The organism is Cellulomonas sp. P4_H12, assembly GCF_056400905.1.
Map to the genome: position 1 here is coordinate 1 of NZ_JBFUKJ010000012.1, position 19,941 is coordinate 19,941.

A 19,941-nucleotide genomic window follows, 5' to 3' on the forward strand; every position below is an offset into this window, starting at 1 on the left:
CGGCTCCCCCGCCGGGGTGGGGCGCGCCGCAGCCCCCCGCCGGGTACGGCGCGTGGGGCCCCGCCGGCCCGCCGCCCCCCGGTGTGTCCTGGCGCCCGCCCGCGCTGCAGCCCGGCATCATCCCGCTGCGACCGCTGGGCATGGGCGAGATCTACGACGGCGCCTTCCGGGCCGTGCGGGCGAACCCCCGCGTGATGTTCGGGCTCGCGGCGCTCGTCGTGACGGTCGCCGTGACCCTCCAGTCCGTCATCCAGTGGTACGTCAAGGGAATCGCCGCCGGGCAGCTGACCGACCTCTCCACCGACGTCGACCCGTCCGGCCAGATGGGCTTCGCCGACCAGCTGGGCTCGTCGTTCGGCCTGCTCGTCGGGGCGCCGGTGACCGCGATCGCCACGACCGTGCTCACCGGCCTGCTCATCGTCTCGGTGAGCCGGTCCGTCCTCGGTCAGGTCGCGAGCGTGAGCGAGGTGCTGCGCTCCTGGCGCGTGTGGCTCGTCGTCGGCTTCACGTTCCTCACCGGGCTCGCCTGGGTCGTCGTGCTCGGCGTCCTGGTGACCGCGGTCGTGCTGCTCGCCGTGAACGACCAGATCGCGCTCGCGGTCGTCGTCGGGCTGCTCAGCCTGCTCGCGACGGTGGTGCTCGGCGTCTGGTTCTCCACCCGGACCATGCTCGTCGCGCCGGCCCTGATGCTGGAGGGCAAGAAGTTCTGGCCGACGATCCTCCGGTCGTGGCGGCTCACGCGCGGGAGCTTCTGGCGCCTGTTCGGCATCTACCTGCTGACCAGCGTCCTGGCCGGGATCATCACCCAGATCATCGTGTTCCCCGCCACCCTGATCGCCGGCCTGTTCCTGCGCGACCCCACCGCGACGTCCTTCGGTTCGATCGTGGTGATCGGGGTCGCCAACATCATCGCGTCCACGCTGTCGACCACCTTCCTGTCGGCCGTCGTCGCACTGCTCTACATCGACGTCCGGATGCGCCGCGAGGGCCTGGACGTCGAGCTGGCGCGCGCCGCGGAGACCACGGCGTGAACCTCGCGGCCCGGGTGGTGACCGGTGTCCCGGTCGACCCGGACGCCGCGACCGCGCGCCGTTGGGCCCGCGAGGAGCTGCTCGACCCCGTCTACCACCAGCAGCGCTCCCTCCTGAGCCGGCTGTGGGACTGGGCGGCGGAGCAGCTCGCGGGACTGCGCACCCCCGCGGCACTCGACCCGTGGGCGGTGCTGCTGGTCGTCGCCGTCCTGGTGGCGGTGGTCGTGGTCGCGTTCCTCGTCGGCGGCCCCGTGCGGCGCGCGCGGACGAGCTCGCCGGGGCGCAGCGTCCTCGATGCCGACGACACCCGGAGCGCCCAGCAGATCCGGGCCGCGGMGGACGCCGCCGCCGCCCGTGACGACTGGTCGCTCGCCGTGCTCGAGCGCTACCGGGCGATCGTCCGCGGCCTCGAGGAACGCACGGTGCTCGACGAACGCGCGGCGCGCACCGCGCACGAGGCCGCCCTGGCCGCCGCGGGGCGCCTGCCCGAGCTCGGCGCCGAGCTGGTCGCGGCGGGCCGGACCTTCGACGACGTGGCGTTCGGCGACGTGGCCGGGACCGCCGACGACGACGTCGTCCTGCGCGCGCTGGACGAGCGCGTGCGCGGTGCGCGGCCCGGCGTCGGACCGTCGGCCACCGACCTGGCCGTGGCGGCTCCGCGATGAGCGTCGCGACCGACGTCGTCGTCGGCGACGGCACGTCCGCGCGCAGCAGGTCGTCGCGACGGTGGCGGCGCGCCCGGTGGCCGCTCGGCCTGCTGGGTCTGGTCGTGCTCGCCGGCGTGCTGTCGGCGCTGCCCGAGCCCCAGACCTCGACGCTGACGCTGGCCCCCGACAACCCCGCCCCCGCCGGGGCCCGGGCTGCGGCGCAGATCCTCGGGCGCGAGGGCGTCGACGTGCGGTACGTGCGGCACATCTCCGCCGTGCACGCCCTCGCCGTCCCCGGCTCGACCCTGCTCGTGGTGGGTGACTACCTGCTCGACGACGCGCAGCTCGACGTGATCGACGCCAGCGGTGCGGACCTGGTCATGGTCGACGCCGAGTGGGCGCTCGGCCGGCTCACCGACTCCCTCGCGTCGAGCGGAGGCCCGTCGGGCCAGGCCGAGGTCCGCTCCGCGCAGTGCGACGACCCGGACGCCGTCGCCGCGGGCTCCATCACCGCCACCGGCGCCCTCCTGGCCACCGGCCCGACAGCCGTCGTGTGCTTCCCGGCCGCGGGCAGCGGGACCGACGAGGGCGGTGCCTACGCGGTGGCCGAGGACGGCGAGCGGCGGATCGTCGCCCTGGCCGACTTCGCGCCCCTGACCAACGAGCACCTGGCGGACGAGGGCAACGCGGCCCTGGTGCTGAGGGCGCTCGGACGCCACGACCGGCTGGTCTGGTACATCCCGTCGCTCGACGACACCGGCGCGACGGACGACGGCGGCGGCGGGCTCGCCGAGCTGCTGCCGCCCGTCGTGCCGATCCTCGCGCTGCAGCTCCTGCTCGTCGTCGCCATGACGGCGCTGTGGCGCGGACGCCGCCTCGGCCGTCTCGTCACCGAGCCGATGCCCGTGGTGGTGCGGGCCGGCGAGACGACGCGGGGCCGCGGCMGGCTCTACCGCCGCGGGCGGTCGTTCGGGCACGCCGCCGCCGCCCTGCGCGCCGGCACGGCGGCCCGCAGCGCCGCCCGGCTCGGGCTCCCGCGCTCGGCACCCGCGCCGCTCGTCGTCGACGCCGTGGCGCGCGCGACGTCCCGCCGGCCGGCCGACGTCGAGGCCCTCCTCTACGGACCACCACCCACCGACGACCGCGGCCTGGCAGGCCTGGCCCGCGACCTGGACCATCTCGAGAGCGAGGTTCACCGAACGTGAGCGACGACAGCCCMCAGTGGACGACGACGGTGACCCCGCCGACCCCCGAGCCCTCCCACGAGCTGCGGGCCGCCCTCGGTGCCGTGCGCGCCGAGGTGGCCAAGGCCGTGGTCGGCCAGGACGCGGCGATCACCGGTCTGGTGATCGCCCTGCTKTGCCGCGGGCACGTGCTCCTCGAGGGTGTGCCGGGCGTCGCCAAGACGCTGCTGGTCCGTGCCCTCTCCGAGGCCCTCGACCTGGACACCAAGCGCGTGCAGTTCACGCCTGACCTCATGCCCGGCGACGTCACCGGGTCCCTGGTCTACGACGCGCGCACCGCGGAGTTCTCGTTCCGCGCCGGCCCGGTCTTCACCAACCTGCTGCTCGCCGACGAGATCAACCGGACCCCGCCCAAGACCCAGGCCTCGCTGCTCGAGGCCATGGAGGAGCGGCAGGTGTCGATCGACGGCACGCCCCGACCGCTGCCCGACCCCTTCCTCGTCATCGCGACGCAGAACCCGGTGGAGTACGAGGGCACCTACACGCTCCCCGAGGCGCAGCTCGACCGGTTCCTGCTCAAGCTCCTGCTCCCGCTGCCGGAGCGCCACGAGGAGATCGAGGTGCTGGCCCGGCACGCGGCCGGCTTCGACCCGCGCGACCTGGCCGGTGCCGGGCTCCGCCCCGTGGCGAACGCCGACATGCTCGCCCGCGCTCGCGCGGAGGTGGCTCGCGTCCAGGTGGCGCCCGACGTGCTGGGCTACGCGGTCGACGTGTGCCGGGCGACGCGGCGCTCACCCTCCCTCTCCCTGGGCGTCTCGCCGCGCGGCGCGACCGCCCTGCTGGCCACGTCCCGCGCCTGGGCGTGGCTGTCGGGCCGCAGCTACGTCACCCCCGACGACGTGAAGGCGCTGGCCCACCCGACGCTGCGGCACCGCGTCCAGCTCCGCGCCGAGGCCGAGCTCGAGGGCGTCACCACGGAGAGCGTGCTCGACACGGTGCTCGCGTCCGTCCCCGTCCCGCGCTGAGATGGCGGTGACGTGGCGCGCGGCCGTCCTCGCCGCGCTCGGGCTGCCGGTGGTGCTGCTGGTGCCCGCCACCGGCACCGTGCTGCTGTGGACGCTGCTCGTCGTGGTCGCGTGCGGCGTCGACGTCGCGCTCGCCGCGTCGCCCCGGCAGGTCGGCGTGCGTCGGGACGTGCCGTCGTCCGCCCGGCTGACGGAGCCGGCGACGTCGACCCTCACGCTGTCGCACCTGGGCCGGCGCCGCCTGCGCGCCGTCGTCCGGGACGCGTGGCCCCCGTCAGCAGGAGCCCGCGACGATCGGCACACGGTGGACGTGGCGCCCGGCGAAGGGGCCCGGGTGCGCACGGTCCTGCTGCCCACCCGCCGCGGCGACGCGCACGCCGACCGGGTCACCGTGCGCACCGTCGGTCCGCTCGGGCTCGCCGGCCGCCAGGCCTCGCTGACCGTCCCCGGGCGGCTCCGAGTGCTGCCCGAGTTCGCGTCGCGCCGGCACCTGCCCAGCCGGCTCGCCCGGCTCAAGGAGCTCGACGGGCGCGCGGCGGTGCAGGTGCGCGGGCCGGGCACGGAGTTCGACTCGCTGCGCGAGTACGTCATCGGCGACGACGTGCGCTCGATCGACTGGCGGGCCACCGCCCGTCGCTCGGACGTCGTGGTCCGCACCTGGCGGCCCGAGCGCGACCGCCGCGTGCTCATCGTGCTCGACACCGGCCGGACCTCGGCGGTGCGGGTGCTCGACGCCCCGCGGATCGACGCGTCCATCGAGGCGGCGCTCCTGCTCGCTGCGCTGGCCACCAAGGCGGGCGACCGCGTCGAGCTGCTCGTCTTCGACCGTCGCGTCCGCGGCCGGGTGGCCAGCGCGACGGGTCCCCGAGTCATGGCCGCGTTCGCCGACACCCTCGCCCTCGCCGAGCCCGCGCTGCTGGAGACGGACTGGCCCGGCGTCGTGGCCCAGGTGCGCGAGCGGCTGAGCCAGCGCGCCCTCGTCGTGCTGCTCACGGCCCTCGATCCCGCCGCGATCGAGCAAGGGCTCCTGGGCGTCGTCGGTCAGCTCACCGAGCGGCACCAGGTGGTCCTCGCCTCCGTGGCGGACCCGGAGGTCGACGCCCTGCGCGCCGACCGCAGCAGCACGGCCGCCCTGTTCGACGCGGCCGCGGCGGAGCGGGTGGGCCTGGAGAGGGCCGCCGCCGCGCTGCGCCTGCGGCAGCGGGGCGCCGAGGTCCTGGAGGCGCTGCCCGACGACCTGGCGCCCCGGCTGGCCGACACCTACCTGGCCCTCAAGGCGGCGGGCCGGCTGTGACCGAGCTGCTCACGCGCGCACACCTCAACCGGGTCCTGCTGGCGCGGCAGCACCTGCTCGAGCGACGGGCCGGCGGCGCGCTCGAGGTCGTCGACCACCTGGTCGGTCTCCAGGCCCAGAACGCGTGGTCGCCCTACGTCGGGCTCTGGTCGCGGGTGGACGGCTTCCGCACCGACGAGCTCGCCGCGGCGTTCTGGGACCGGACGGTCGCGCGGATCGCCGTCATGCGCGGCACCATCCACCTGGTGACGGCCGACGACGCGCTGCTGCTCCCGGGCCTGGTCGCTCCCCTCTACGCCAAGGACCTGCGGGGCAACGCCGCGCACGGTGCCGCGCTGCGCACGCTCGACATCCCCGCCGTCACGGCGGCGGCCCGCGAGCTGGTCGAGGCCGAGCCCCGCGTGACCACCGAGCTCGGCAGGCTGCTCGCCGAGCGCTGGCCGGACATCGCCCCGAGCACGCTCGCCTACGCCGCGCGCGGGACGCTCCCGCTGGTCCAGGTGCCGCCGCGCGGAGTCTGGGGCCGGTCGGGCGCGACCACCTGGACCACGGCCTGGTCCTGGTTCGGTCCGGCGCGGACCGCGGCCGCCCCCGACCTCACCGATCCCGCCGTGCTCGCCGCCGAGCAGGAGCGGCTGGTGCGGCGCTACCTCGCCGCGTTCGGTCCGGCCTCGGTGGCGGACGTGCAGAACTGGTCCGGCCTCACCGGCCTGCGGGCCGTCGTCGATCGCATGGACCTCGTCCGGTACCGCGCCGAGCCGTCGCCGGGCGCAGTTCGCGAGCGCGAGCTGCTCGACCTGCCCGGGATGCCGTTGACCTCTCCGGACGTGCACGCGCCCGTACGGTTCCTGCCCGACTACGACAACGTCCTGCTCGGCCACGCCGACCGCACGCGGATCATGTCGCCGGAGCACCGGCCGTTCCTGGCCAGCCCGAACGGTGTCGTGCCCGCGACGTTCCTGCTGGACGGGCGGGTCGCGGGGACGTGGGACGTGCCCCGCGGCGCCCGCGGACCGGTCACGCTGACCGTTCGCCCGTTCGCCCGCCCCACCGCAGCGCAGGCGGACGAGCTGCGCACGGAGGCCGAGGGCCTCGTGGAGCTCATGGCGAGCGATGCCGACGAGCGGCACGTCGTCGTGCTGGACCCGGCCTAACCCGCCGTCTGCAGGACGTACCCGCCGCGGTCCGCCTCGAGGTCGCCCGTCTGGCCGGCCCGAACCGCGCGCCGCCCCAGGACGATCGTGTACGTCCAGAACGCCGCCAGCGCCACCACCCCGATGCTCACCTTGACCGCCCACGGCAGGACCGAACCGGTGACGAACCCCTCGATCAGACCAGACACCGCGAGCACGCCCACCAACCCGATCGCGACCGTGATCAGGGCGCGGCCCTCCTCCGCGAGCGCCCGGCCGCGCGGGCGCGGACCCGGGACCAGCCACGTCCAGAACAGCCGCAGGCCCGCGGCGCCGGCGACGAACACCGCGGTGAGCTCGAGCAGCCCGTGCGGCGCGATGAGCTGCAGGAACACGGCGAGGTGACCGTGCGCGGCCATGAGCCCACCGGCCGCGCCGACGTTGATCGCGTTGCTCGCCTGGAAGTAGACGGGCAGCACCCCCGAGATCCCGGTCCCCACGCTGAGCGCGGTGAGCCACGCGTTGTTCGTCCAGACCATCGTCGCGAACCCGGCCCCCGGCGTGTAGTACTCCGCGAACGACGAGTCCACGTACTCCTGCTGCTCGCTCGGCGTGCCCATCGACGCGAGGGCCTCGGGCTGCGTGGCGACCCAGATTCCGGTGGTCACGGCCAGCACGACGAACGCCGCGGCGACGCCGACCGTCCACCAGCGGATCCGGTACAGCGCCGCAGGCAGCGCGACCACGACGAACGTCGAGACGTCGCGCCAGCTCGGCTCGTGCGTCCCGGCGATCGCGGCCCGGGCGCGCCCGACGAGCATCGAGAGCCGCGTCACCATCTCCGGGTCGGGCGCCGCCGAGCGGACGCTCGACAGGTCGACCGCCACCGCCTGGTAGAGCCGGACCAGCTCGTCGGCCTCCGCACCCGTCCGTCGGCGCTGCCGCACGAGCTGGTCGAGCCTGGCCCAGTCGGCCGACCGGGCCTGCTCGAAGGCGTCGAGATCCATGCGGCACAGCCTGCCATCCCGCGGCCTCCGGCAACGGCTACCCTGCCGAGCATGGACGGCATCATCACGGGCGAGGGTGTCGTCCTCGACGCCCAGCCCACCTCCGCAGCCACCCGGGTGCTCGCCGCGCTGCTCGACCTGGTGGTCCTGCTCGTCGTGCTCATCGTGGTCCTCGTCGCCTTCAGCGCGCTGTCCACAGGGGCCTCCGAGGAGCTCGGCCGCATCCTCGCTGTCGTCCTGTTCGCCACGATCACGGTCGTGATCCCCACCACGGTCGACACGCTGACCCGCGGGCGCTCGCTGGGCAAGCTCGCGCTGGGCATCCAGATCGTGCGCGACGACGGCGGCCCGATCGTGTTCCGACAGTCATTCGTGCGGGCGCTCGTGGGGGTCGGTGAGCTGTGGCTGACGCTGGGCAGCGTCGCGCTGATCTGCTCGATCGTGAACCCCCGGGGCAAGCGGGTGGGCGACATCCTGGCCGGCACCTACGCCGTGCGGGTGCGCGGCGCGGCGAAGGTGCGCACCCCGGTCGTCATGCCGCCGCAGCTCGCGGGCTGGGCGCGCACCGCCGACGTCGGCCGGCTGCCCGACGGGCTCGCCCTCTCGGTCCGCCAGTTCCTCGGCCGGGCCGGCACGCTGCACCCGGCGTCACGGGTGGCCCTGGGCTCCCAGCTGACGTCGGAGGCCCAGCGCTACGTGAACCCCATGCCCCCGGCGGGCACCCACCCCGAGGCGTTCCTGGCCGCCGTGCTCGCCGAGCGGCGCGACCGCGAGCTGTCCGCGCGGCTGCGCGCCGGGGAGCGGGACGCCGCGGAGTCGTCCCTGCTGGCGAGACTCCCCCACGGCGTGCCGGATCCACTCGACTGACGTCGTCCAACCCCGTCGACTAGTAGCGGTAGTGCTCCGGCTTGTACGGGCCCGACACGTCCACACCCAGGTACTCCGCCTGTGTCTTCGTCAGCTCCGTCAGCCGCACGCCCAGCGCATCGAGGTGCAGCCGCGCCACCTTCTCGTCGAGGACCTTCGGCAGCCGGTACACCTCGCGCGCGTACTCGTCCGGCTTGGTGAACAGCTCGATCTGGCCGATCACCTGGTTCGAGAACGAGTTGCTCATGACGAACGACGGGTGACCCGTCGCGTTGCCGAGGTTGAKCAGGCGCCCCTCCGACAGCACGATGATCGACCGCTCGGGGCGCCCTGCGTCCTCGGTGTCCGCAGGGAACGTCCACTCGTGCACCTGCGGCTTGATCTCGGTGCGCGTGATGCCGGGCACCGCCGCCAGCCCGGCCATGTCGATCTCGTTGTCGAAATGCCCGATGTTGCCGACCACGGCCTTGTTCTTCATGCGGGCCATCTGCGCCGCCGAGATCACGTCCTTGTTGCCCGTGGTCGTGATGAAGAAGTCGGCCTGGTCGAGCACGTCGTCGAGGAGCGCCACCTGGTACCCGTCCATCGCCGCCTGCAGCGCGCAGATCGGGTCCACCTCCGAGACGATGACGCGCGCGCCCTGGCCGCGGAACGCCTCCGCGGCACCCTTGCCCACGTCTCCGTAGCCGGCGACGAACGCCACCTTGCCGCCCATGAGGACGTCGGTCGCCCGGTTGATGCCGTCGGGCAGCGAGTGCCGGATGCCGTACTTGTTGTCGAACTTCGACTTGGTGACCGAGTCGTTGACGTTGATGGCCGGGAACAGCAGCCCGCCGGCCTCGGCCAGCTGGTACAGACGGTGCACGCCCGTGGTCGTCTCCTCGGTGACGCCCTTGATCCCCCGCGCGATCGTCGTCCACCGCTGGGGGTCGGCGGCGAGCGAGCGTCGCAGCGTGCCCAGGATGACGAGCAGCTCCTCGGAGTACCCCTCCTCGCCCGGCGCGGGGTCGGACGGCACCGCGCCCGCGGCCTCGTACTCGACGCCCTTGTGCACCAGCAGGGTCGCGTCGCCGCCGTCGTCGAGGATCATGTTCGGGCCGGCGTCACCGGGCCAGACGAGGATCTGCTCGGTGCACTCCCAGTACTCGTCGAGCGACTCGCCCTTCCACGCGAACACCGGCACGCCGGCCGGCGCGTCGACCGTGCCCGACGGGCCCACGACGATCGCGGCCGCGGCCTCGTCCTGGGTCGAGAAGATGTTGCACGACGCCCAGCGGACCTGCGCGCCCAGCGCGACGAGGGTCTCGATGAGCACCGCCGTCTGGACCGTCATGTGCAGCGAGCCCGCGATGCGCGCGCCCGCCAGGGGCTGGCTCGGGCCGAACTCGGTGCGCAGGGCCATGAGCCCCGGCATCTCGTGCTCGGCGAGACGGATCTGGTGCCGACCGGCCTCCGCCAGGGACAGGTCGCGGACCTTGTAGCTGCCGGGGTTCTCGGAGAACGGCTGGGACATCGCTGACATCTCACTCCTGAGGGGTGCGCTGCGGTGGGCGGGCACGACGACGGAAGCCTCTCCTCGTCGTTCGCGCCGGCGCGACCCCTCTCGGTCTGCGGGCATCACCCACGCCGTCCGGGCCATGTTAGACCTGCGTGACGTCAGTCACTTCAGGTTCAGCGATGCTCGCCCCTTCGCGGCGCAGGTCGGGTTCGAGATAGATGATCGTGGCGATCGGCACGGCAGCGCGCACCCGGGCCTCGGCGGCGTCGATCGCGGTGGCGACGTCCGCCGCGCTCACCGCGGCGGAGACCTCGATCTTCGCGGCGACCAGCAGCTCCTCGGGGCCGAGGTGCAGCGTCCGCAGGTGGATCACCGACGCGACCCCCTCGCCCACGAGCGCGGACTCGATCGCCGCCACGTCCTTCGCCGTGGCCGACTCGCCCAGCAGCAACGACTTCGTCTCGAGCGCGAGCACGATCGCGATGAGCACGAGAAGGATGCCGATGCCCGCGGTGCCCAGGGCGTCGAACCTGCCGTTCCCCGTGATCAGGGTCATCCCCACGCCGAACAGGGCGAGCACGAGACCGATGAGCGCGCCGAAGTCCTCCAGCAGCACGACGGGCAGCTCGGGCGCCTTGGCGGTCCGCACGAACGACACCCAGGACTGCGCGCCGCGGGTCTGGTTCGACTCGTGGATCGCGGTGCGGAACGAGAACCCCTCGAGCCCCAGCGCGACCACGAGGACGACCAGCGGCACCCACCACCAGCGACCCTCGATCGGGTGCGGGTCCTGCCACTTGTGCCACGCCTCGTACAGGGCGAAGAGCCCGCCGAGGGAGAACAGGATGATCGAGACGATGAACGCGTAGACGTACCGCTCGCGGCCGTACCCGAAGGGGTGCGCCTCGTCCGCCTCCCGGCGCGCCCGCCGGCCACCGACCAGCAGTAACAGCTGGTTGCCGGAATCGGCGAGCGAGTGCACCGACTCGGCCAGCATCGAGCTGGAGAGGGTCAGCAGGTACGCGACGAACTTCGTCACCGCGATCCCGAGGTTGGCCGCGAGGGCCGCCAGGATCGCCTTGTTGCCTCCGTCGTGCGCCACGCGGGCTCCTCGGGTCAGATCGAGGCGCGTGCCTCAGCTGCGGTGGACCGGCACGCCCTCGTCGATCAGCAGGACCGGGATCCCGTCACGGACCGGGTAGGCGAGCGGGTTCTCCGGCGCGGTCGAGACGAGGGTCGGCTCACCGTCCGGACCGACCCCGTCCACGAGCGTCGCACCCGTCGCCGGGCACCGCAGAAGCTCTCGCGCCCACGGCTCGAGGGTGTGTCCAGATGTCGTGTCAGCCATCAGTCCTGTCCGTCCTGTCGCACCAGCGCGAGCACGTCGTCGCGTACCTTCTCCATGATGTCCTCGTCCGCGGCCTCGACGTTGAGCCGCAGCAGCGGCTCGGTGTTGGACGCCCGCAGATTGAACCACCACTGCGGGTGTCCGTCCCAGTGCGACACCGTCAGCCCGTCCAGCTGGTCGACCTGTACCGGCCCTGCGCCCTGCTGGGCCACGTAGGCCTCGATCACGCGGTCGCGCGCCGCCGCGACGTCGGCGACGCGGGAGTTGATCTCCCCGCTGGCCGAGTACGGCTGGTACTGCTCGGAGAGCGCCGACAGCGGGTGCGGCTGACCCCCGAGGGCCGCGAGCACGTGCAGCGCGGCGAGCATGCCGGTGTCCGCGAAGAAGAAGTCGCGGAAGTAGTAGTGCGCGCTGTGCTCGCCGCCGAACACGGCGTCGTGCTCGGCCATCTGCGCCTTGATGAAGGAGTGCCCGACGCGGGTGCGGACCGTCGTCGCACCCGCGGCACCCAGCAGGTCGGGGACCACCTGGGACGTGATGAGGTTATGGATCACCGTCGGCGTGCGGCCGGCGGCGCGCTCGCGCTCGACCTCACGCAGGCCGACCAGCGCCGTGATGGCCGACGGGCTCACCGCGTCGCCGTGCTCGTCGATGACGAAGCACCGGTCCGCGTCGCCGTCGAAGGCCAGGCCGAGGTCGGCGTCGTGCTCGACGACGGCCGCCTGCAGGTCCCGCAGGTTCTCGGGCTCGAGCGGGTTGGCCTCGTGGTTGGGGAACGTGCCGTCAAGCTCGAAGTACAGGGGCACGACGTCGAGCGGCAGCGCCGGCAGACCCGCGCCGGTGCCGAGCACGGCGGGCGCCGTGAAACCGCCCATGCCGTTGCCCGCGTCGACGACGACCTTGAGCGGCCGGATGCCCGAGAGGTCGACCAGCGAGCGCAGGAACGCCGCGTACTCCGCGAGCATGTCGCGGTCCTCGACCGTCCCGCGCTCGGCGTCGGCGACCTCGGGCACGGCCCCGGCGGCGAGGTAGTCGCCCGCGAGCTCGCGCACGGTCGTCAGGCCGCTGTCCTGGCCCACGGGCCGGGCGCCGGCGCGGCACAGCTTGATGCCGTTGTACTGCGCCGGGTTGTGGCTCGCGGTGAACATAGCGCCGGGGATGCCGAGGACGCCCGAGGCGAAGTAGAGGCCGTCGGTCGACGCCAGGCCGATCCGGATCACGTCGACGCCGCGCGCGGCCAGCCCGTCCGCGAAGGCGCCCACGAGCTCGGGGCCCGAGGGGCGCATGTCGTTCGCGATGACGACCTGGGGGCGCTCAGTGGCCTCCGGGAGCACCACGACGTCCGCGAACGCCGCGCCGATCGCGCGCGCCACGGTGGGGTTCAGCTCCTCGGGGACCACGCCCCGGACGTCGTAGGCCTTGATCAGGGCGGACAGGTCGACACGGTCGGCTGAAGGCGAAGTCACGCCGGTCATCGTACTGGCGGCGCCACAGGTCAGACGTCGCCGCCCACGACCTCGTCGCGGTCCAGCGGTGTGCCGTCGCCGTCGAGCGCGAACCAGTTGCGCTGCTCGCACGCCGGGCACGAGACGAACACGACCTGTCGCCCGTCGGTGAGCGCCATCCGGATCCGGGTCAGCTCCGTCGACCCGCAGCGCAGGCACGCGGCGGAGCCGGGCACGAGGGGACCCGTCGGCTGGCTGACCGAGCCCAGCGGCTCCCCCGCGCGCTCGGCGCGGGCGCGTGCGGCGTCCCCCTTGCGACGTGCCATGTCAGCCCTCGCCCCGCAGCACCCGCAGGTGTCCCCTGCGCGGCGCCTCGCTCAGGGCGGCGCCGACCGCCTCCGGCAGCGGGACCTGCTCGGGCTCGGGGCGACGACCCGCCTCGCGCACGGCGTCCGCCAGCGCGAGCAGGTCGTCCTGGCTCGGGGGCGCGGCCGCGAACTCGGGAGTCAGCCGGACGACCTCCCAGCCGCGGGGGGCCGTCAGCCGCTCCGCGTGCTCCACGCACAGGTCGTACGAGTGGGGCTCGGCGTGCTGCGCGAGCGGACCCAGCACGGCAGTCGAGTCGGCGTACACGTAGGTCAGGGTGGCCACTGCAGCACGGCCACACGCCGTGCGCGTGCACTGCCTCACGGATCTCACGCGCTGACCGTACCCCCGGCCGCCGACAGCCGTGCCTCCCCACGCCGTCACCCCGCCGCGATCTACAGTGCAGTGTGAGCCCGTCGCCCCCGCCGCCCGCCCGCCGCACACCCGGCGTCGGGCGCCGCACCCTCGCGGTGCCCACCACGACCGTGGCCCCGGTGCGTCGTCGCGACCGCCGCGGACGCGGACCCCGCGGACCGCTGCTGCCCAGCTCGATGCCCGCGTACCGCACGCGTGCCGAGCGCTTCGACGACCTCGTCCTCGACGCGGTCGAGCGGCTCGAGCGGACGTGGTCGCGCCAGCTGGAGGGCACCGAGTTCGCGGTCGAGGACGTCCCGCCGTCCAACCCCGCGCCGTGGGAGCACGGCGGTGTCCCGCTCGGCCGCTACTTCCCGTCGGACGCCGGGCTGCCGGCGCGCATCGTGGTCTACCGCCGACCGGTGGAGTCCCGCGCGTCCGACCCGCTCGACCTCGCCGACCTCGTGCGCGACGTCGTCGTCGAGCAGGTGGCGCACATGCTCGGGCGCTCGCCCGACGACATCGACCCCCTGTACGGCGACTCCCACTGAGGGCCATGCCCATTACCCTGTGCGGACGATGAGCAGCGCCCTCCCCCATCCCTCCCCGCCCACCGTCCGCGTCGTCTGCGTCGTCTACAACCCCGGCGACGAGCTCGCGACGTTCGCCCGGACGCTCCAGACGGCGTCCGTCGCACCGATCGAGCTGGTGATCGTGGACAACGGCACCGACCCGACGGTCGCACGTGAGGTGGCCGACGAGGTCGGCGCCCGACTCCTCGTCAGCGACGCCAACCTCGGCTACGGCGGTGGCGCCAACCTCGGTGCCCGGGGTGCGACAGCCCCGTGGCTCGTCGTCGCCAACTCCGACATCGAGTGGCAGCCGGGCGCCCTCGACGCGCTCGTCGCCGCCGGCGAGGCGCACCCGCGCGCCGGGTCGGTCGGGCCCGCCTTGTTGAACACCGACGGCACCGTCTACCCCTCCGCCCGCGAGCTCCCCTCCCTGACCCAGGGCGCGGGTCATGCGGTCTTCGTCCGGCTCTGGCCCGGAAACCCGTGGACCCGTCGTTACCAGGCGCAGCAGCAGAGCACCGGGGGCCAGCGCCCGGCCGGCTGGCTGTCGGGTGCGTGCCTGCTGCTGCGGCGCGAGGCCTTCGAGGCGATCGGCGGGTTCGACGACGGCTACTTCATGTTCTTCGAGGACGTCGACCTGGGCGCCCGGCTCGGACGCGCCGGCTGGACCAACCTCTACGTCCCGCAGGTGCAGGTCACGCACGTCGGGGGGACCTCCTGGCGCGCTAAGCCGGCGACGATGATCTCGGCGCACCACGCGAGCGCCGCCCGGTACGTCGGACGCCGGTACCCGCACTGGTACCAGTGGCCCGTCCGGCAGGCGGCCGCCCTGGGGCTTCGCCTGCGCGAGCGCTCGGAGCTCCGCGCGACCCGCTGAGCCCTGCGCGACCCGCTGGGCGCTGCGCTGTCCGCGAAGCCCGGCGCTATCCGCTGAGCGCCGTGCGACCCGCTCAGCCCCGCTGAGCGCCGTGCGACCCGCTCAGCCCCGCTGAGCCCCGCGCGACCCGCTGAGGCCTCAGCGCGTCCCGAGGCGCGGGTCCTCGCGGACCGCGACGTCGGGCGTGGTCCGCGGCACCTGCACCGGGTCGAGCACGGAGACGAGCACACCGTCCGGCCGCGAGACCTCGGCGACGAGCGCCCAGGCCAGGTCGACGTCGGCGCCGTCGTCGGTCACCAGGTCCACCCCCACCACGCCCGCGGGTGCGGGAGCCGTTGCGGGCGCACCGACGTCGCCGGTCCCGCTGGCCAGGTCGTCGACCGTCCACGCGCTCGTCGTTCCCGCGGCGACCCGCAGCGTCYGCTCGGCCAGGACCGCGCCGGCCTCGCCGAGCAGCCGCACCGTCGCCGTCGCGTCCCGACCGGCGCTGGGGTCGCTGTGCTGCGAGACCGCGCCCACGACGAGCGTGCCGACCGTGCCGTCGGGCACGGCGAGCACGCCGCTGCGGCCGACCGCGGTGGAGGCGGCCCAGCCGCGCTCGACGCTCGGCACGTCGTCGAGCTCGCCCAGAGAACCGGGACGGGTCACCACCGCCGAGGCGAGCACCGGCTGGTCGGCGTCGACGACCGCGGTGTACGCGCCCGCCGGGAGACCGCCCAGCGGGACGTCGGTGACCTCGCCGGCCGCCAGAGCGACCGCGTCGGCGCCGGGCAGCTCGACCACGCCGGTCGGACCGAGCAGCGTGACGTGCGCGGTCGTGCCGACGTCGCCGGGGGCGAGGAGCCGGAGCTGGGGGGCGGCCGGGTCGTCGACGGTCGAGGCGACGACGGCCACGCCGGGCACCACCTGCCGCCGTGCCGGCGCCGCGCCCGGCACGACGAGATCGGTGCCGGCGGGTGTGAACCCGTCGATCGCGGAGTCCTGGACGTGCACACCGACGCGGCCGCCGGTCGCGGTCACGTGCACGGCGAGACGCCGCTGCTCCGCCGCGATGCCGCCCAGCACCACCATGCGCTCGGCGCCGGGCGCGACCAGGTACCGCTCGCCCGTCAGGTCGACCGGTCCGGACGGACCCCAGAGGGCGACCGTGACCTCGGCGGGCGTCGAGCCGGCGTTGTCGAGGACCAGCTGGGCGGTGCTCGTCAGGTCGGTGGCGCCGCCCAGCAGCCAGGCCGACGCCACCGGCTGCTGGCACGACGCGGCGGCGAGGCCGCGCAGGTCGCCCGCGGTCACCAGGCCCGCGCTCGCCGCGGCGACGCGCGCCGGCGCCTCGCCGGGCTCGGCCCGGACCGCCTGCGCGCCCGTGACGCCCGTGACCACCGCGGAGTCCCCGCCGGCGTCGAGGGTGCCGGTGGTGGCCGAGCGGTCGAGAGGGCCGACCGTCCCGGCGCTGCCGGCGCCGTCGGGGACCGAGGTGACCGCGGTGACCGACGTGACGGGGTCGACGGGGGTCGGGTCGAACGCGGAGTCCCCGCGGCCGGTGTCGTCGGGGAGGATCAGCGGCCCGGGGCAGACCAGCGTCGAGGCTGCCGGAGGAACCGAGACGAGCGTCGGCGGCACCTCGGTGGCGTCGGCACCCGGCAACCGCGCACCGGCGACGACGACCGCCGCGGTCAGCCCGAGGACCGCGAGGCCCGAGACCGCGCGCGCCGCGCGCCCGAGCCACACCTGCCTGCGCGTGCTCATGTGCGCACCCCCCGGCGACGCCGCACCGGCACCGCGAGCAGCAGGGTCACCAGAGCCACGAGCCCCTGCACCGCGAGCCAGGGCGTCCGCGCCGGGGCGGTGTACCGGACCTCGAGGTCGCCGCCGTCCGCGCCGAGCGAGAATGCCTGCCGCCAGCCCGCGTCGACCGCGCGCAACGGGGTCCCGTCGAGCCAGGCGTGCCAGTGCGGGTCCGCGCGCTCGGCGAGCACCAGGAGCCGGTCTGCGTCGCCGGCCCCGACGGTCGTGTCGACCGTGCGGTCGGTGGACGGCACCGACACCGCGGGGGCGGCCGGGTCGGCGATGTCGGCGCCCGCCGGGATCGTCCGGGCCCACGACGGCACCACGATCGGAGCGGCGACGCCCGCTGACGGCGCCGTCGCCTGCACGCGCCAGAGGGTGCCGGACGCGTTCTCGGTGACGCGCTCGAGCCCGGCGGTCGAGTCGAGCCGGCTCACCAGCTCCTCGCGCTGGGCCGCGGCGACGGCCGGGTCGACGCCGCCCGGCTGCGTGGGCAGCGGCGGGACCAGCACGTCGGCCACCGCGAGCGACGCCAGCTCGCCGGACACGTCGCCGGTCGCCGCGGTGGCGAGCCGCGCCACAAGGGTGTCGACCTCGCCGGTCGCCGCGTCGTCGGCCGTCACGTCCGGCGACAGCAGGTCGCCGCCGACGGTCCTGGTCGCGGTCGCGGCTGCCTGGTCGACCAGCTGCGGGCCGTCGGCGCGCATGAGCTGCCAGGTGACCGTCGTCGACTCGCCCGCGGGCTCGACGCTCACCGCGAGGACCCGCGAGGCGAGCGGCGACGCCTGCGCCTGCTGACCCACCGCGGGGACGATCACGCGCTCGACCGTGCGCAGCGCGACCGCGTCGCCGCTGCGCGCCTGCCAGGTCCAGGAGCCGAGCCACGCCACGGGCACCGCGACGGCCACGAGCGTGACCACGGCGACGAGCGGCTGCCGCCAGCCGAACGTGTAGTGCGTCAGCCGGTCGCGCAGCCGGTCCGTCCCGATGACGGCCGCCGTGAGCAGGCCGGCACCGGCCAGCGAGAGCGCGGGACCGGCCCAGCCGTGGACGACCACGCCGTCCGCCACCGCCACGGGCATGGCGACGACCACGGACGCGGTGGCGAGGCCGAGGGCGGCGATCACCCACGCGCCGCGGACGGCCCGCGCGACGGGTGCCCCGCGCAGCAGCGCGAGCCCGGCCAGCGCCAGGACGACGACTCCGATCGCGAGGGGCCAGGCCCACGCGACGACGTCCGGCAGCCCGCCGGGCACGAGCGACGAGGGGTCGGCCGGGACCCCGAGCAGGCGGCTCAGCGGGTCCGCCGACGTCGATGCGGCCGGGAGCCCGGGATCGGCGACCAGCAGCCGCCACCCCTCCAGGCCACGGCTGCTCGCCTCGAGGAGGGTCGGGCCGAGCAGCGCGAGCGCGGGGACCGCGACCAGGAGCACCCGCCCGCGGCGGCGCGGGACGCACAGCGCGACGACGCACAGCGCGAGGACGCCCGGCACCAGCAGACCCGGAGCACCGGCGACCACGACGGCGAACGCGATCGCGGCCGCTGCGGCCGCGGCGATCGAGCCCGTGGGGTCGGGCGCTCCGACGCGCTCGAGGGGGTCGACGACGACGTCGTCGGCCGGCGCCGGGGCGTCGCCCGAGACGCGCGGCGTGGGCACCGTCGGCGTGCCGCGGACGGGCGTGGCGATGTCGCTCTGGTCCTCGTCCTCGGCACGCCGTGCTGTGGCCAGGCCGGAGAGCACCTGGTCGACGCGCTGCACGCCGACGGCCCTCGCGAGCCCCAGCGCGACCCACGGGATCGCCACGTGCGCCACGACCGCCCCGAGGCGCCCGTCGCCGAGTCCCAGGAGGAGCGCCGGCGCGCCGGCCCAGACGACGGCGGCCCACGCGCGCACGCCCACGGAACGCGTCGCGGCGCCGGCCGCCGCCCACGCGCCGATCCCTGCGAGCACGACCGAGCCGAGGAGCAGGACGGCTACCGCGGTCGAGGTGGAGCCGCCCGCCAGGAAGGTGGGCACCGTCAGTGCCGCGAGCAGCGCGTCCGCCGGGCCGGGAGCGCCCAGGCCGCCCGACACCCAGCCGGAGCTGGCCGCCGACCACAGGTCACCGAGCCGCACCGAGGCCGGCAGCAGCGCGGCGCCCACGAGGCGCGCACCGCCGAAGACCGGCGCGACGAGCGGTCCGAGCGCGACGGCAACCAGCACCACGAGAACGATGACGACCGCGGCGAGGGTCGCGCGGCGGCGGGTCGCCAGGCCCGCCAGCTCCCCCAGCTCCAGCTCGCTGGGCGCCTGCACGACTCGTCGCGCCTCGGCACGCKCGAGCCGGCGGTCCCGAGCCTGGGACCAGACGTCGCGCCACCCCGCCTGCAAGGGACGCAGCGCGCGGCGCGGCAGGCGACGGCTCCGGGTCGCGCCCAGACGGGCGCGCAGCACGCCGTCCGGGCGGGCCAGCGCGACGAGTGCCGCCCGGACCTCGTCCACGGCGAGCCCGGGCTGCTTGACGGCTAGCTGCATGAGCGAACGCACGACCGCGCCGACCAGCGCCAGGACGGCGACGACCGGCACCAGCACCGCCGGGGCAGAGACCAGCCGGCTGTGCACGAGCGCGCGCCGACGGGCTGCGAACGACCGACGCGGGTCGGCGCGGTCGTCCTCGCCGTCACCGTCGAGGTCCACCGGAGCGGTGTCCGTCGCGGTCGACCGCAGCCCGAGGTAGCCCGCCTGCGCGTGCCGCACGACCGCCGACGGAACGACGATCACGCGGTGACCCGCGAGCCGCGCCCGCCGCGACAGGTCGAACCCGTCGCCGAACGGGCCGAGGAGCGGGTCGGTCCCCCCGAGGTCGTCCCACACGTCGCGCCGGACCAGCGCACCGGCGATCCCGACGCCGAGGACGTCCTCGCGGCCATCGTGCTGGCCCTGGTCGAGCTCGCCGGGCTCGACGTCGGTCATGCGACGCCCCGACCGCGACGTCCGCACGCCCACCTCGAGCAGTCGCTCGGGGTCCGTCCAGGTGCGCTGCTTGACCCCGGCCACGGCCACCGACCGGGCGTGACCGACCGCCCGCACGAGCTCCGCGAGCGCGGACGGAGCGGGCGCACTGTCGTCGTGCAGCAGCCACAGCCAGGTGGTCGCCGCGCCGGACTCGGCCTGCAGCCCCCGCCGCACCGCGTGGCCGAACGTGCGAGCACCGGGTGCCCGGACGTAGCTGAGGGCCGGGGCTCCTGGACCACCGGCGGCCGCGAACGTGCTGGTCAGAAGCGCCTCGACGGCATCGCCCTGCTCGTCGCCGACGTCGACGAGGACGACGCGGACGGGTCGACGCGCCTGCGCGGCGAGCGCCGCGAGGGTCGAGGAGAGGTACGGAGTACGGCCACGCGTGACGACGACTGCGGACACCGGCGTCGTCACCGGTGTCGAGGAGGTCGCGGTGGGGACATCCACCGGCAGGAGCGTGTCAGTCATGCTCGGAACATCATGCCGTCGCGCGGGACGAGGCCCGCSCG

The 19,941-nt window shown here is 75.1% G+C and carries 18 protein-coding genes; 9 read left to right on the top strand and 9 right to left on the bottom strand.

Annotation, left to right across the window (positions count from 1 at the left end):
• From AC1DQC_RS08310 to AC1DQC_RS08335, 6 genes are all read left to right on the top strand, one after another.
• Positions 1 to 1,031: glycerophosphoryl diester phosphodiesterase membrane domain-containing protein (locus tag AC1DQC_RS08310; RefSeq protein WP_477050755.1), on the top strand; the 1,031-nt coding region annotated here is incomplete at its 5' end.
• The gene (locus tag AC1DQC_RS08315; RefSeq protein ID WP_477050756.1) at positions 1,028 to 1,696 is read left to right on the top strand and encodes a DUF4129 domain-containing protein; all 669 of its coding nucleotides are present in this window, start codon (positions 1,028 to 1,030) and stop codon (positions 1,694 to 1,696) included. The genes AC1DQC_RS08310 and AC1DQC_RS08315, both read left to right, overlap by 4 nt.
• A complete protein-coding gene (locus AC1DQC_RS08320) occupies positions 1,693 to 2,883 on the top strand; it encodes a DUF4350 domain-containing protein (RefSeq protein ID WP_477050757.1) in 1,191 nt (396 codons plus the stop codon). The genes AC1DQC_RS08315 and AC1DQC_RS08320 overlap by 4 nt, the downstream gene beginning before the upstream one ends.
• Positions 2,880 to 3,887 (top strand): AAA family ATPase, encoded by a 1,008-nt coding sequence (locus tag AC1DQC_RS08325; protein ID WP_477050758.1) that lies wholly within the window; start codon positions 2,880 to 2,882, stop codon positions 3,885 to 3,887. Before AC1DQC_RS08320 ends, AC1DQC_RS08325 begins: the two co-directional genes overlap by 4 nt.
• Position 3,888: 1 nt before the next feature.
• Positions 3,889 to 5,181: a DUF58 domain-containing protein gene (locus AC1DQC_RS08330; protein ID WP_477050759.1), complete on the top strand. Its 1,293-nt coding sequence runs from the start codon at positions 3,889 to 3,891 to the stop codon at positions 5,179 to 5,181.
• Positions 5,178 to 6,335, top strand: coding sequence for a winged helix DNA-binding domain-containing protein (locus tag AC1DQC_RS08335; protein ID WP_477050760.1), 1,158 nt, complete (start codon positions 5,178 to 5,180; stop codon positions 6,333 to 6,335). The genes AC1DQC_RS08330 and AC1DQC_RS08335 overlap by 4 nt, the downstream gene beginning before the upstream one ends.
• Here the strand turns inward: AC1DQC_RS08335 and AC1DQC_RS08340 are convergent.
• Complete coding sequence (locus tag AC1DQC_RS08340) at positions 6,332 to 7,321, bottom strand: stage II sporulation protein M (RefSeq protein ID WP_477050761.1); 990 nt, start codon at positions 7,319 to 7,321, stop codon at positions 6,332 to 6,334. The two genes, AC1DQC_RS08335 and AC1DQC_RS08340, sit on opposite strands and share 4 nt — an antisense overlap.
• Before the next feature lie 51 nt (positions 7,322 to 7,372).
• On the opposite strand from AC1DQC_RS08340, the gene AC1DQC_RS08345 reads away from it, so the two are divergent.
• Entirely contained in the window at positions 7,373 to 8,188 is an 816-nt protein-coding gene (locus AC1DQC_RS08345) for an RDD family protein (protein WP_477050762.1), read from the top strand.
• A gap of 19 nt (positions 8,189 to 8,207) precedes the next feature.
• Here the strand turns inward: AC1DQC_RS08345 and ahcY are convergent, their stop codons facing one another.
• From ahcY to AC1DQC_RS08375, 6 genes are all read right to left on the bottom strand, one after another.
• The gene (gene ahcY, locus AC1DQC_RS08350) at positions 8,208 to 9,701 is read right to left on the bottom strand and encodes an adenosylhomocysteinase (protein ID WP_477050763.1); all 1,494 of its coding nucleotides are present in this window, start codon (positions 9,699 to 9,701) and stop codon (positions 8,208 to 8,210) included.
• Between the two features lie 127 nt (positions 9,702 to 9,828).
• On the bottom strand, positions 9,829 to 10,788 hold the full coding sequence (locus AC1DQC_RS08355) for a cation diffusion facilitator family transporter (protein WP_477050764.1): 960 nt from the start codon (positions 10,786 to 10,788) through the stop codon (positions 9,829 to 9,831).
• A gap of 33 nt (positions 10,789 to 10,821) precedes the next feature.
• The gene (locus tag AC1DQC_RS08360; RefSeq protein WP_477050765.1) at positions 10,822 to 11,034 is read right to left on the bottom strand and encodes a Trm112 family protein; all 213 of its coding nucleotides are present in this window, start codon (positions 11,032 to 11,034) and stop codon (positions 10,822 to 10,824) included.
• Positions 11,034 to 12,509 (bottom strand): phosphomannomutase/phosphoglucomutase, encoded by a 1,476-nt coding sequence (locus AC1DQC_RS08365; RefSeq protein WP_477050766.1) that lies wholly within the window; start codon positions 12,507 to 12,509, stop codon positions 11,034 to 11,036. The genes AC1DQC_RS08360 and AC1DQC_RS08365 overlap by 1 nt, the downstream gene beginning before the upstream one ends.
• Positions 12,510 to 12,529: 20 nt before the next feature.
• Complete coding sequence (locus AC1DQC_RS08370) at positions 12,530 to 12,805, bottom strand: hypothetical protein (RefSeq protein ID WP_477050767.1); 276 nt, start codon at positions 12,803 to 12,805, stop codon at positions 12,530 to 12,532.
• A gap of 1 nt (position 12,806) precedes the next feature.
• On the bottom strand, positions 12,807 to 13,178 hold the full coding sequence (locus AC1DQC_RS08375) for a DUF3499 domain-containing protein (RefSeq protein WP_477050768.1): 372 nt from the start codon (positions 13,176 to 13,178) through the stop codon (positions 12,807 to 12,809).
• A gap of 74 nt (positions 13,179 to 13,252) precedes the next feature.
• Here AC1DQC_RS08375 and AC1DQC_RS08380 point away from each other — a divergent pair, with 74 nt between their 5' ends.
• Together AC1DQC_RS08380 and AC1DQC_RS08385 are read left to right on the top strand one after the other, a co-directional pair.
• Positions 13,253 to 13,750 (top strand): metallopeptidase family protein, encoded by a 498-nt coding sequence (locus AC1DQC_RS08380; RefSeq protein ID WP_477050769.1) that lies wholly within the window; start codon positions 13,253 to 13,255, stop codon positions 13,748 to 13,750.
• 28 nt (positions 13,751 to 13,778) lie between these two features.
• On the top strand, positions 13,779 to 14,648 hold the full coding sequence (locus AC1DQC_RS08385) for a glycosyltransferase family 2 protein (protein ID WP_477050770.1): 870 nt from the start codon (positions 13,779 to 13,781) through the stop codon (positions 14,646 to 14,648).
• A gap of 138 nt (positions 14,649 to 14,786) precedes the next feature.
• Here AC1DQC_RS08385 and AC1DQC_RS08390 read toward each other — a convergent pair whose 3' ends face one another.
• A complete protein-coding gene (locus AC1DQC_RS08390; protein WP_477050771.1) occupies positions 14,787 to 16,394 on the bottom strand; it encodes a DUF5719 family protein in 1,608 nt (535 codons plus the stop codon).
• Positions 16,391 to 19,900 carry a glycosyltransferase family 2 protein gene (locus tag AC1DQC_RS08395; RefSeq protein ID WP_477050772.1) on the bottom strand — a complete coding sequence of 1,170 codons (3,510 nt, stop codon included), beginning with the start codon at positions 19,898 to 19,900 and terminating at the stop codon, positions 16,391 to 16,393. Before AC1DQC_RS08395 ends, AC1DQC_RS08390 begins: the two co-directional genes overlap by 4 nt.
• Between the last annotated feature and the right edge of the window lie 41 nt (positions 19,901 to 19,941).